The organism is Maledivibacter halophilus (assembly GCF_900167445.1).
GTDB lineage: Bacteria > Bacillota > Clostridia > Peptostreptococcales > Caminicellaceae > Maledivibacter > Maledivibacter halophilus.
In genome coordinates, this window is the sequence record NZ_FUZT01000001.1 from 102,799 (window position 1) to 116,872 (window position 14,074).

Here is a 14,074-nt window from a genome sequence, read left to right on the forward strand (position 1 = left end):
AATTTAGTTATGAGGAGTGTTAATAATGAAAAGAAATATAATTTCTATTAATGAAGAAAAATGTGTAGGTTGTGGATTATGTGTAAATGCATGTCACCAAGGTGCTCTAAAGCTAATAGATGGAAAAGCAAAATTAATATCAGAATCATATTGTGATGGATTGGGAATGTGTTTACCAAAATGTCCTACAGGTGCACTAAGAGTAATTGAGAAGGATGTAGAAGAATTTGATAATAGTAAGAGAAATGAAGAAAGCAAAATAAAAGGAAAAGATAGATTGGCTTGTGGATGCCCCTCTACCCATTCAAAGGAATTAAAAAGAAATACTACAGAGACAGATAATAAACAGTCATTGGAAATTCAATCTGAGTTAAGGCAGTGGCCATGTCAGATAAAACTTGTACCAACAAATGCACCTTATTTTAAAGGGGCTAGACTGTTAATTGCAGCAGACTGTACGGCCTTTGCAAATGCAAATATTCATAGTAAATTTATGAAAAATAGAATTACTTTAATTGGTTGTCCTAAGTTGGATAGTGTTGACTATTCAGAGAAATTAACTGAAATAATTAAGAATAACGATATAAAAAGTGTCGACGTGCTAAGAATGAGTGTTCCATGCTGTGGTGGAATTGAAAATGCAGTGAAGCAAGCTTTAATAAATAGTGGTAAGATGATTCCTTGGAGAGTTATAGTTGTTTCAACTAATGGAGATATAATAGAATAATTGGGGTGCTTGTACCTTTAGTAGGCAGGCTAAACTATAAGCTTTATTTTGACCAATAAGGCTTATAGTTTAGCCTGCCTACTTTCTTTTACTTGAAATATTTTCAAATAAATATTATTATTTTAATGAGATAAATGAATTAAATAATTGGAGGAGTAAGGATGAAAAAAATAAATATATTAATAATTATATTTATAATTATTTTTACGGCATGCTCAAGACCTGAAAATATTCAGGCTAGTAAAGATATAAAAGAATTCCAAAATACGAGGATTGAGGAATCTAAAGAGAAATCTCAATTAAGTAAAGAAGTTCAGGAAAATAACAATTCTAATAAATGGAATGGTCAATGGAGAGGTAAAAGCTCCAGTTATTATAGTGGTTCAGAACTAAATATTAAAGCTTTAGATAAAAATTTAATTGAATTTGAAATAACTGCTTTTAATGGTTGTCATACGGGCGGATACAGTGGTGATGCAAAAATAGAAAATGGAAAGGCTATTCATGAAACAGAGGATGAAATAGAATTTATATTTAATCTAGATGAAAAGGGGGAAATGCAGCTAGAAAGTAATGATTATACCTATTATTGCGGTCAGAACGTTTCATTTGATTCGAAATATGTAAAAGAACTTGATATACAGCAACCTACAGGGGTAAATGTAGGTTTAGTAGATACTAGTGATCAGGAAAAAATATTTAAGGATTTAACTGGAGATATGTATGATGTCTTTATAGATTATGCTCAATACTATTCAGATGAAGAGAATTATTATAAGAATTATAGGATAAGAACCTTTGGACTGTTAGGATATAGTAATGCAGCAGTTGTTATGCTGGATAATGAAAAAAATAATATTATAGCTGCTGTAGATTCTGGTTCAGGTGTTCATTATTACACTAATGATGAAGAACATGAGAATGGGTTACCGAAGTTTATAGAAGAATGGCTAGGAGGAAGAGAAATTGTTAATATAGATTCTAATACAAAAGAAGATAGTAATCAAATTGGTATAGAGGATATTCCAGAAATATATATAAACCATATAAAAGAAAAATTCCCTGATGATAATATTATGTTCTATGAAAAAGAAGATATTGATAGCAATGGAAAAGCAGAGGTTATTATTGGTACTGGGAAAGAAGATGATGATTCACTGGACTTTGCCATATTCAACCATATATATTTATTTAAAGAAGATGAAGGCAAAATTCATTATCTAAGTGAGAATTTGGCACAGAATGCCTATGAGGTAAATCAAGTTAAGCTAGTTGAATTAGAAGGCTTAGATGGGAAATTTATTTACTGTCGTTTAACTAATGGTGCAAGATTAAGTGGCTTTCAACTTTATCAATTTCTAGATGATGAAGTTAGATTATTTGCCGACAGCTGTTCAGCCACAGGGGTAGGTGAAGATATCTTAAAGGATTTTAATGGGAATGGACAGTTTGATGGATATGTTTCAATACGCTCTAGCTATGATACTTTATATTATCACCTTGTTTCCAATTATATATTAAAAGAGAATGCATTCGTACTAGAGAAAACAATAATAGAAAATATGCCTCCTTATCCTAATGAAATACAAGAGGTAATAAGTCAGTATTTGGAACTGCGAATTTTAGATAATGGAAAGAGTGAGGATATAAAAAAGCGCTTGGAAGAATTAACTCTTAATAATGAAGTCAATCAAATTGAAATTAAAAGTAAACAGTGGTATAAACCCTTACTCAATACAATATTAGATATAGAAGAAGTAATAGAATTTAAAATTAAAGAAGAAGAATCCAAGAAATTTGTTGAAACTACATATCAAGAAGAAGAAGAGCAAATGGGGTTAATATTTTATATAATTAAAAAGGATGGAAAATGGTGTATTAGTAGTATAAAAGCTTCATAATTAAACTCATTCTCAGGAAGTAGAATATCGGAGATTTATTATGGAGATTTTACTCCACTTGAAGAAAATCCTATGGTGATGTGGGAAAATAAAAGATTGTTAATCATTTTTTTATAAAAATTATATATTCAAGTAAAACTTTTTCATTTATCGATCCCTTCTTTTTTTAAAAAGCAAAAGGAAAAAATTAAGAATTTTTGTAAATTTATTAAAAGATAATGAATATAATTGAAATTTGTCGAATTTTGCTGTAAAATAACCTATAAGATAGAATTTTCTTAACAATATAAGTTTTTCCTTTTCTTAAACCACAAGTATGCATTACTTTAAGAAAAAATGTATTATTCAAACCTAAAAAAGTATCATATATTCAACATTCAGGTGAAAAGAACAATATAAGTAAATTGTAATATAAGAAACTTATATTTGTGAAAGAGGGTGTATAAATTGAAAATACTTGTTGTTGATGATTCGATTTTTATGCAAAAAACACTTACAAGAATAATTGAAAATCATTTCTCTCAAGTTACATTATTTACTGGAAGTAATGGTTTACAAGGGTTAAAGGTTTATGAAAGCGAAAAGCCCGATATAATTATTGTGGATTTACTTATGCCTGTTATGACAGGCTTAGAAATGATTGAGACTGTAAGAAAATCTGATAATAAAGTAAAAATTATAGTGCTTACTGCCGATGTACAAAAATCTGTTTTTAATGAAATAGAACTTTTATCTGTTGAAGCTTTAATAAATAAGCCATTAAATGATGAAAAAATTGAAAAACTGATTAATATTATAGGAGGTAGTAATGATGCTTAGTCCTATGCAAAAGGATGTATTAACAGAAATTATTAATGTACATATTGGACTAGCAGCTAAATCATTGTCTGAAATGATTAATCAAAGAGTATTATTATCTGTTCCTGAAATAGAATTTATACAGCACTCTGATACAGATGTCTTTGATAGGATACATCATGAATTTTTAATGGGAGAAAAAGTGATATGTTCTATTAAATTTGGTCCTGACTTTGTTGGAAAAGTATTTTTAGTATTACCCATAGAAAATGCAAAGATTTTATCGAATGCATGTATTGGAATTAATGAAGTTAAGGAAAGAGAAAGCCAATCCTTTTCTTTAAACGAAATGGATTTAGATATTATAAAAGAAGTAAGTAATGTTATTTTTAATGTATTAATTGGAGAATTTGGTAATCTTCTTGAAACTAAGTTAAAATATACTATTCCTAATATAAATACATTGACAATTTCAGAATCTGATAAGTATCTTTTATTCCCCAAGGAAGTAAATGCATTAATACTTCATACAAAGTTCTTATTTACAAATAGTCAGCTTTCATCAACTATACTTATTGCACTATTTGGAGATTCAATTTCCCTGCTAATAGACAAAATAGACACAATGTTGGAGGATTTAACTTAAATGTTTGACTTGATTTATAAATCTTTAGATATGGTTAATATAGGAGTTATTGTTATTGACGAGGATTATAACATATTAATATGGAATTTTATAATAGAAAAAATATCAAAGATATCAAAGAATTATGCTATTAACAAAAAATTATGTCAGGTTTGCCCTACTTTTTCACAAAAAAAATATAAGGATATTATAAATCAATCTCTTATTCACGGTCAAAGTAGATTTTGTTCAGGTATATTGCATAAGGCTTTTGTATATCCTTCGAATGGTAAACAAAACACTGAACCAATACGTCAAAATATGATTGTAGCACCTATATATATCAAAGATAATAAATATGCTCTAATACAGATTATGGATATTACAAATTTACTAGATAATGAATTAAAATTGAAAACGGTTATAAAAGATTTAGAATCTGCCTATGTAGATGTAAAAGCTTCGGAAGCAAATACAAAACGTATTGCATATATTGATTCCCTTACGGGTTTATCAAATAGGCTGTCCTTTCACAATGAACTTTCAAATTCTATTTTATCTACTAATATTAATAAATACATGCTTGGAATATTATTCTTGGATCTTGATGGTTTTAAAGAAGTAAATGATACATTTGGACATGCTAGCGGAGATGATGTGCTAAAGGAAGTTGCAAACAGGCTCAAGTCCAATTTAAGAACCATCGATGTTATTGCACGAAGAAGTGGAGACGAATTTACTGTTATTTTAAAAAATATAAAATTTGAAAGAGATATTGCTGCAATAGCAAAAAAACTAATTTATGAAATAGGCCGTCCTTATTTTTTAGATAATGGAGTGGCAAATATTTCTGTAAGTATAGGTATTAGTGTTTGGTCTAAAGATGGTAATGATGCAGAAGAATTAATAAGCAAAGCTGATGAGGCTATGTATCATGTGAAAAAGACAACTAAGAATTGGTTTCATTTTTATGAAGAATAGTATAACTGGATCAGGCTAAACTATAAACTCTATTTTAAGAAATAAAGTTTATAGTTTAGCCTGATCTTTTTTTGTTTTACTGTGATTTTAACTCTAGTATTGCTAAATACATAGAGCAAATATATTATATATATAGAGTTTACATAGTAAAACTTAGTCATACTTAAAATTTTTAGAAATCCTTATGGGAAATATATCAAATATTATGGGGTGTAATCATGTACAATGTAGTAAAAAAAATTATAAATAATTATAAAGAACAAGGAAGGAAAACCTTTAATATTAAATATATTGAGGATATGGTAATTAAAAGTATAGGTGGATATACAAAATATCACAATAAGGGAGGCTATGGGAGCTTTTATAATGCTATAATTAAAATGAAAAAAGAAGGTCTTATTAATGAAATGAAAACCCTAGGCTTTAATAATGTGAATCCTCCTTTAAAGCTAAAATGGAATATAATTTATGATGCTGTTATTAGTAAATGGACAGATAAAGACATATTAAAACTATCTGATCTATTGGATATGGGCAAATATATTAAAAATCCTAAGCTTCAAACAAAGAGTGAATTAAAATATGTTAGAATCATATATGATTTTATAAAAAATAGAGAAAATAGGGAATGGGCAACCCTAGAAGAAAGATCCTTGGAATTATTTAATAATGAAAAATATTTAAAATCTGGGAAAAAGGGCAATAATCATGAAATAAAAAAGGGAATATTAAAGAGATTGAATCTAAGCCTTGAGGATTTAAAAATAAAAAGATATGGAGAAATGTTTGTTTATTGGAATAGAGGAGTTAAGGAAATTAAAGATGTGGCTGTAGTTGAAAATTATTCTACCTTTTATTCATATAAGAGAACTGTAGAAGAAAACAGAAGTATATTTGGATTTTTTCCCGATATTATTATCTTTGGAGGAGGCAAGAAAATTATTAAAAGCTTATCCTTTATAGAGGAAATAGCATATCTCCATAAAGTGAAGCTCAAATATTTTGGAGATATTGATCCAGAAGGACTAATGATATATGATTCTATAAAAAGAAAGTATTCAGACTTGAATATAAAGTTGCATATAAAGGCATATAAGGAATTAATAAATTATTACGACAAAAATCAGCCAATTGATAATCAAAGAAAAAATAAAGAGGTTTTAAATAATGTTTTAAATGAAATAAGAAATATAGGTGAAGAAAAATTAGCAGATATAATTCTAAAGCTGTGGGAATCTAATTTTAGACTGCCCCAGGAATACATTACTTACGAATATATTAAAAAAAACACAGGTGATATTAATGGATAGAGTAGATAAGGACTTTAAGGAAAGATTAAAGAAAACTCAGGCTGTAAGAATGCTTGGGACAGGTATGGATGTTGGGGAGTTAAATGAATATGCCCATGAAATATGTTTGCTGCTTTTATTAAATATATTTAGAAGGGAAATAACCGACAATTCCAATAGGAGCAGGCAGGATTTAATAAGTATAGTTTATGGAATAACAAAGGATATGAATATAAATTCTAGTAGAGAAAATATCGAAAGATTAGTAGATGGAGTAATATGGTACAAGGACCCTAAAAATCAAGACCCTTTTAGATGCAGGATATTTAATGAGGAAACCGGCAAGCATGAAATATATAAATTTAAATATCTTAAGGTAGACAAAGAACATACCCATTGGGAAAAGGGTGGACAATCCATATATATGCTGACGGAGGTTTCTCAGGAAATAGTTTTTCTGACAAGGGAAATATTAGAGGAGTTTGGCTTTGACCTAGAGCAGTTTTATACCCTCCAATTAATAAAAACAGGTAATTTCAACAAGGCACAGAGTTCTGTAGATAATTTGATTATGAGAGTAAGAACATTAATAAAAAGGGAGAGAGAATATAAAGAAGATATTATAAGGAATCCTCAGGTAATATTCTTTGATAAAAATAGGGATAAAAAAAGGAGCCAGGAGGAAATTAAAAGACAATTTGAAGAAGAGCAAAAAATATTTGATGATATGTTTCTTTGGAAGGAGCGTATAGATACCTTTCCAGAGGAGGAAAGAATTGATGCTAACCATGTATTTGAAAAATTGGAAAGAGCTAGAATTATGCATAATCATTTGGCAAAATTAGTTGTCCAAAATCTGGCCTATGAAGTTGAGATTAGAGTAAAATATCCCGAGACCTTTTGGAGCACTTCAAATATATCCTTCAAAAAAGACATATGGCAAAATTTAATCTTAAAAAAGGGCTTGCCAAGGCTTGATATACTTGAGAATATATTAAATCCTCTATTTTCACCAGAAATTGAATTTATCTATCCCTTAGACTGGGCATGGGAGGAACAAAGATTAAAGAGAAAATTAGATTTTGATGAAATAGCCCTAGATGCAATAATAGAAGATGAATTTATTGTGGAAGAAATCAATTGGGAATTGGTAATTGATTTGTGGAAAGATATATTCTATGAGCTTCTAAAAAAGGGCTGCTTTTCCATAACAAAGCTACAAAATATAAATCCTGAGGAAAAATCAAGATGGCTTTCCCAAAGTATTAATATAGATATATTTATGATGTTTGTTATAACTGATATAGATTTGGAAATATCAGTGGAGGCCGATTACGATGGAGAAGTAGATGAGGCCTTAGAGCTATTTAGAAGATTATGTGAATACGATGAAAAGTATAAAAAACTTATTGGGAAAAAAGTATTATCAAGGATAAATTATAATAATCCCCCTTTAAAATGGGATGGCCTTTTTATATCACCCTATGAATTATATATAGAAGGAGAGTCTTAATATGTATACAAATCAACAGCTCCAAAAAGGGTCTGAAATATTTTTTCATTTATTAAAAAACAAAACAATATCTTGTAAGGACACCTTGGCCTTTGATTATATTGATGATCCCGATATTCGTCAGATTGTAAATACCCTTGCAGCAGAGGGGGGACTTAGGGTGTTCAATACCCTTGAAAATATCCATCTTGTCAGTAATTCCTATGGATCTATGTTTTCAAATTCCTATACTCAAATGAAGGAAAAGTATAGGGGACTTAAAAAGAAAAAATATTTTTATTTAGCTAATATAATTATATGCATCTTTATAGCGGAAGTAGATAAGGAAAAAAACATAAGGATTAGGTGGGAAGAAGAGGGAATAACCTATTATAAACTCGAATCCATAATAACAAGCACCTTGGAATCCTGGAAAAAAAGAAATGACGAAAGTCAAGATTTTTCAAAGGATTGGGGCATAGCCATCGAAGAAATATATGATCTATGGAATAATGACTTTTCAGATTATAAGCAATCCCAAAGTGGAGAAATAGAAGTTACCAGGACCACCAATAATAAATTCAACTTTATATATCAATCATTTAAGCCTTTAGTAGACCAGGGTTTGGTCATCGATAATAGAAAAGAGCTTAAGATAATACCCAAAATAGAACTTTATGAAAGACTGGATAATATATATCATAATCAAGACCGCTACGATGAGATAATGAAGCTCATAGGAGCCACAAGTGAGGAGGTAGAAAATGCCTAGAATTTCCAAGATAAGAATAGTAGGTTGTAAATATGATAAATTCAGGAAAAGACATGAGGACTCCTTATTTGATCTGACTAGAGGGAATATACCAGATCATGCACTTTTTACCTTGAAAAACCAAGGAGGTAAAGGGGTTTTAATGCAGCTTATATCACAAATTGCCTTGCCGGAAACCAAATGGGGTAAAAGAAATGGAAATAAGCTTATAAGTATGTTTTATGATCAAAGGGAAATTTTACATAATTACACATTTCATATTCTGCTTGAGTGGAAGCTTGATGAAGTACCGGATAAATGGCTGATAACAGGCATGTGTATAACCTCTGTTAAAAGAAATACAGTAAAGGATGATGAATTAGAAGAAAGGGCAGGTCTTAATTATTTTTTATATACTCATGAGCATAATTACAGTGGACCCTATTATATAGAAAATATACCTGTATATGATAAGCAAAATAGAGAAGCTCTTGATTATAAGGATTTTGAAGGCTTTATAAACGATAATTCCAGAGATTTTATTAAATTTAGTAAGACATCAACAAAGAGATATGATTCAAACTATTATAATTATTTGAAAAGCAAAGGAATTAATCGTTCTGAATGGGAAATTTTAAAGGAAATAAACAGGGTTGAAGGAGGTATTGGGGAATATTTTTCAAGGGCAGTTGACAATAAATCCATATTCGATAAATTAATAATACCTGCAATAACTCAAAACATGAAAAATTTTCTTCAAGATGAGGATAATACTTTAGTAGATATGTTTAAAAGTGAATTGTCCATAACAAAAAACCTTCCTCAACTATTGGCAAGGGAAGTAGATTATAAAAATCTTATATTTCATATAGACCCTTTAATTAAGGATGCAGAAACGGGAATGAAGAGAAGGGATATGCTTAAAAGAAATATTATACAGGGAAATAATTTATATAAAGTTTTTAATGAAAGACTGATAAATAGCGAAAATGAGCTTCAAAAATGGATAAATGAAGAAGAAACTGCATATAAGCTTAAAGAGGAGCTGGCTTTTAAAAAGAGGAATTTAGAATATGCTGTGAAACAAAGGGAAATAGAAACCCTGAAAATTAAGGAAAGGGACTTGATTTCCAGGGAGAGCCAATTGAATCTTGAACTTAACAATACTCTTATGGAAATCAGTAAATATAAGATAAATAGACTTTTTTTAGATAAGAAGGAATATTTATTAGGCTTAGAAAAAAAGAAGCTTGAAAAAAATAAATTAATAGAAAATTTAAATATAAAAGATATAAAAAAAGAAATTAGTAATATTGAAAATGAGATAAAAAGAAAATGGTCAGATACCAAAAAAAAATGGTCAAATATAGAGATAAATCATATTTCATATAATAAATATCTAAAAGATGAGATAGAAAGGTTAAATGATGAGGATTATAAGCTTAGAGAAGCTATAGGAAATATTAATCTAGAAATTAAATCCTATAAAGATAGAAGGGATAAGCTTTCTAAAAGGGAAAATAAGCTGGCCCAAAAACATGGAATGTTTTTAATGAGTTTTCCGGAAAAGCTTTTAAAGGAATTAGAGGAAAAAAACAATAGTGAAAAAGAAAATATAGATAATACTGAAGATAAAATTGAGAAGTTAAAGGACAAAATAAATGAAAAGAAAATTAGTAATAATAAAATTGATTTAGAGATAAAGGCCTTAGAAAGGGATATTGAAAATTATACCCAGGAATATAATTCTGTCAGCAAAGAGGAAAGAAAAATTGAAAGTAGTATTATGTCTGCATTAAATATAAATGAAAATATAACTTATAGTGAAGGTTGGGTGAAGTCCCAAAAAAATCAATTAATCAAGCTTATTAAGGATAAAGAAGAAAGAATAATAAATTTAAATAGGGAATTATGGGAGAACAATATAGATAAGGTCCTAAATAATGAGGATTTTTGGATAGCCAATAATGACATAATTATACTAAAAGAGGAGATAGTCAATCTTGGGATACCCGTTCAATTGGGGACAGAATTTCTAAAAACAGAAAGTTCAGAGAAATGTCAAAAGCTAGTTAATACATACCCTTCACTGATTTATGGATTAGTAATTCCAGGAGATAATGATTGGAATACTATTAAAAGGAATATTAGTACAGATATATTATTACATAATCCGGTGCCTATTTTTATTCGTAATAATATGAATAAAGACTATAAAGAGAGCTTTAAAATTATTGAAAATCAAGGAACAAAGCTTGTAATAGATGAGTTTGCCTATGATATATGGAAAAAGGATTTAATGAAAAATGAAAATAATATAAAATCTTCAATTGAGGTATTAAAGGAAAAGGTTAAAAATATTAGGAATATTATAGAGAATATAAATATAGTCTTGAATAAAAAAAGCTCCCAGACCTTAATGGATATTATCAATCAAGCCAAGTATGATTTAGATGAGTTTAAGACCGAAAAATCCCATATATTGGATCAAATAAACAAAACAAAGGATAAAATATCTACAGAGAAACAGAATTTAAAAGATATAAAAAAAATAAATGAAATAACTGAAAAGGATATCAATGAATTATGTGATTTTATAGAGGAAAAAGAAGAGCTGGACAATTTATTTGATAAAATGGAGAAAAACAGAGAATTAGTTAAAAAATTAAATAATGAAATAGAAGATATTGCTAAAAAATCTAAATCAAATAGAGACTTGATATTAGATGATAATATAAAATATAATAATTGGAAATCAAAAATTGATATCTACCTTGATAATATAAGGGGAATTATGGGACATGCTAAAATAGTAATTCCTAAAGAAATTGAAAAAAACCATATAATTCCTAATTATAGTTTAGCAGACGAAGAAATAATAATAGATTTAAATTTAAGGAAAAAGCTTCATGATGACATAAATAATATGAATGCAGAAATAAGAATTATAGACAAGGATATAGAAATAATAGAGGGAAAAATAAGTGAAGTAGAAGAAAAATTAAAGAAGATAGATGATTCGTGGTTTAATTTTATTTTAGAGGATATAACAATTACGGAGGCTGAAGAAAATCTTTCTATTTATAAGAATAGGAAAAGTAATATAGGTATTACATTGGAGAATATAAAGACTCAAAGAGTAAAGGTTAAAGCCACCCTAGATGAAAAAATAAAAAATATGGATAGTATCAAGACTAAAATAAATGAGGAATATCCTAATAAAGCTTTGATTGAATTAAAGGAAGAAAATTTAGGGGAGCTGGAATATAAAATTAATAGGAGCATTATCGACAATAAAAGATATATTAAAGAAATAAAAAGTATATTAAAGGATGCAAGAAATAAGGTCGATGTAAATAGACAGCTTCTTTCAGAGATAAAGAGCTATAAGGAACTAAATATAAACGCAGGAAAGGTAGATAAGGAAATTTTAGAAAAGGTAAATGCTGACCCTCAGTACGAACTTGAAAAATGGATTGAAGCAAATAGAGATATACGAGAAAGAATGACAAGGGATTTGGAAGAATCTAAGAAAAATATGGATGAGTTTTCTAAGCATGTAAAAAGTAAAGTTAAGGACGATATATTGAAAAATAAAATATTGATTGATGTAGAAGGGTTAGTAATTGATAATTACAAAAGCAATTATATATCCTTTAATAGCATGAAGGAATATTTTAATATTGAGATAAATACTATACACGGAGATAAGGAAAAGGCCGAGGAAGCTAGAGATAGATGGGCAAATAGGGCAGCTATCCATGGTATTAAAATGGTTAATGCTTTAAAGGAAATGGTTTCAAGTGTAGTCTATCTAAATGAAAGGGGATATTCATTCCCTCTTGTTAAGTTAAAAGGAGAAGAGCTTTTGCCAAAGGATGAGGATGAGATAATAATGGCTCTTAGGGACTATTTTGTACAATGTATAGAGAAACTCCTTAAAGAGTATGAAGATATAGATAATATAGAAGATGGGACTATAGAGAAACTGATGAACGATAAAGCTATTTTTTCAAAAACTGTAGGGGGTAGATATCCAAAGCTTATGGTATATAAAATGACGGAGAAAAATGAATTTAAATATTCAAAACCAAGGGATTATTATTATGAGTCTTGGGAGGCAATAAATAAGGGAGAAGGAGTAATGACCGAGGGCAGCGGTGGTCAAACCCTATCCATAAGCACCTTTGTCATAATGATGCTAATGAACTATAAAAAAAGATACATAGGAAATAATAATCCATGGACTGTACTCATGATAGACAATATATTCGGAAAGGCGTCAGGCAGGCATGTACTTGACCCAATATTTGAAATTGCAAATCAGCTTAATTTCCAGCTAATAGCTTTTGCAGCCCCAGAGATAATTAAAGCTGAAATCAGCGAAAGATTCCCGGTGTTTTGGGCTCTAAATATTGCAGATGGAGGAGATGATATGGCAGGCAGTGTTAAGGGAAAGGTTATACATGGGGGAAGGATTATTGGATAAAATCAGTATTGGATTTATTGAGAGGGAAGATAATGATTAATTATGAAGATAAAATCTTACGGGAACTGGGAAGATGGAAGATTAAAATGACTAAAAAACCTTCCATTACAAATCGTATCAGCAAGGGAATACAAAATAAAACAAACAATCTTATACCAGATAAGGTTCATAAAATAATAACTGAAGCAATTAAGAATATGACCAAATTAGTAATAAGTGGATCAAAATTTATAACTAATAATCCGAAGAAATCTGGAAGCCTAGAGGAAAGAGAGCTTTTAGTAAAAGAGAGATTAAAATTTTATAAAAAAGCTGCAACTGCCAGTGGCGCTGGCACAGGTGCCGGTGGAATTTTAATTGGACTGGCAGACTTTCCTTTACTTTTAAGCTTAAAAATGAAATTTCTCTTTGATGTTGCAAGTATTTATGGCTTTGATGTTAGAGAGTATAAAGAAAGGCTGTATATTCTTTATATATTTCAGTTAGCCTTTTGCAGTCAAAAGAAACGAATAGAGACATACCGGCTAATAGCTAATTGGGGGAAATATACAAAGGAGCTTCCGGAAAATATTAATGATTTTAATTGGAGAAGTTTTCAGCAGGAATATAGGGACTATTTGGATTTAGCTAAATTACTACAGCTAGTACCCGGCATTGGTGCAGTAGTAGGGGCCTATGCTAATTATAAATTAATGGATAAACTTGGAGAAACAGCTATTAATGCCTATAGATTAAGGATATTAGATAATAAATGATGGAATCTAAAATAGCTCTTGTAAAAAAGGACTAATCTCAAAATGAGAGAAAAGTCTTTTTTTCATTATTGGGTAAAAAAGAATAAAGAAAAATGAAATATATGGTTGAAGAAATTTTGGGGAAACAAAGAATTTAATTATGATTTTAATAATCTAATTTAGCAATTAGATTATTAAAATCATAATTTTTTATGAAAAAGCTTCAGCATTAATGAATTTAATAATTATTCCATAGTTATGATTTGTCATTGAAAAGTAAAAACTGG

General features: G+C 29.0%; 10 protein-coding genes. All 10 read left to right on the top strand.

The window, feature by feature from the left end; translation table 11 throughout:
- Window positions 1–25: 25 nt before the first annotated feature.
- Window positions 26–727, top strand: a complete 702-nt coding sequence (locus B5X81_RS00565) for an ATP-binding protein (protein WP_079488553.1) — start codon at window positions 26–28, stop codon at window positions 725–727.
- Between the two features lie 161 nt (window positions 728–888).
- Entirely contained in the window at window positions 889–2,628 is a 1,740-nt protein-coding gene (locus B5X81_RS00570; RefSeq protein WP_079488555.1) for a hypothetical protein, read from the top strand.
- Window positions 2,629–3,075: 447 nt separating this feature from the next.
- Window positions 3,076–3,447, top strand: coding sequence for a response regulator transcription factor (locus tag B5X81_RS00575; RefSeq protein ID WP_079488556.1), 372 nt, complete (start codon window positions 3,076–3,078; stop codon window positions 3,445–3,447).
- Window positions 3,440–4,072, top strand: coding sequence for a hypothetical protein (locus B5X81_RS00580; RefSeq protein WP_079488558.1), 633 nt, complete (start codon window positions 3,440–3,442; stop codon window positions 4,070–4,072). The genes B5X81_RS00575 and B5X81_RS00580 overlap by 8 nt, the downstream gene beginning before the upstream one ends.
- Window positions 4,073–5,032 carry a GGDEF domain-containing protein gene (locus tag B5X81_RS00585; protein ID WP_079488559.1) on the top strand — a complete coding sequence of 320 codons (960 nt, stop codon included), beginning with the start codon at window positions 4,073–4,075 and terminating at the stop codon, window positions 5,030–5,032.
- A 218-nt stretch (window positions 5,033–5,250) separates the two neighbouring features.
- Window positions 5,251–6,342, top strand: a complete 1,092-nt coding sequence (locus B5X81_RS00590; RefSeq protein WP_079488561.1) for a Wadjet anti-phage system protein JetD domain-containing protein — start codon at window positions 5,251–5,253, stop codon at window positions 6,340–6,342.
- Entirely contained in the window at window positions 6,335–7,834 is a 1,500-nt protein-coding gene (locus B5X81_RS00595) for a hypothetical protein (RefSeq protein ID WP_079488562.1), read from the top strand. The genes B5X81_RS00590 and B5X81_RS00595 overlap by 8 nt, the downstream gene beginning before the upstream one ends.
- 1 nt (window position 7,835) lies before the next feature.
- A complete protein-coding gene (locus tag B5X81_RS00600) occupies window positions 7,836–8,585 on the top strand; it encodes a DUF6063 family protein (protein WP_079488564.1) in 750 nt (249 codons plus the stop codon).
- A complete protein-coding gene (locus B5X81_RS00605; protein WP_079488565.1) occupies window positions 8,578–13,053 on the top strand; it encodes a coiled-coil domain-containing protein in 4,476 nt (1,491 codons plus the stop codon). Before B5X81_RS00600 ends, B5X81_RS00605 begins: the two co-directional genes overlap by 8 nt.
- Window positions 13,054–13,085: 32 nt before the next feature.
- Entirely contained in the window at window positions 13,086–13,808 is a 723-nt protein-coding gene (locus tag B5X81_RS00610) for an EcsC family protein (protein WP_079488566.1), read from the top strand.
- Window positions 13,809–14,074 lie beyond the last annotated feature (266 nt).

What these genes read in the sequence shown, in the direction of transcription:
- B5X81_RS00565 (WP_079488553.1), top strand. Translation starts at nt 26, where the DNA reads ATGAAAAGAAATATAATTTCTATTAATGAAGAAAAATGTGTAGGTTGT.
- B5X81_RS00570 (WP_079488555.1), top strand. Translation starts at nt 889, where the DNA reads ATGAAAAAAATAAATATATTAATAATTATATTTATAATTATTTTTACG.
- B5X81_RS00580 (WP_079488558.1), top strand. Translation starts at nt 3,440, where the DNA reads ATGCTTAGTCCTATGCAAAAGGATGTATTAACAGAAATTATTAATGTA.
- B5X81_RS00585 (WP_079488559.1), top strand. Translation starts at nt 4,073, where the DNA reads ATGTTTGACTTGATTTATAAATCTTTAGATATGGTTAATATAGGAGTT.
- B5X81_RS00590 (WP_079488561.1), top strand. Translation starts at nt 5,251, where the DNA reads ATGTACAATGTAGTAAAAAAAATTATAAATAATTATAAAGAACAAGGA.
- B5X81_RS00595 (WP_079488562.1), top strand. Translation starts at nt 6,335, where the DNA reads ATGGATAGAGTAGATAAGGACTTTAAGGAAAGATTAAAGAAAACTCAG.
- B5X81_RS00600 (WP_079488564.1), top strand. Translation starts at nt 7,836, where the DNA reads ATGTATACAAATCAACAGCTCCAAAAAGGGTCTGAAATATTTTTTCAT.
- B5X81_RS00605 (WP_079488565.1), top strand. Translation starts at nt 8,578, where the DNA reads ATGCCTAGAATTTCCAAGATAAGAATAGTAGGTTGTAAATATGATAAA.
- B5X81_RS00610 (WP_079488566.1), top strand. Translation starts at nt 13,086, where the DNA reads ATGATTAATTATGAAGATAAAATCTTACGGGAACTGGGAAGATGGAAG.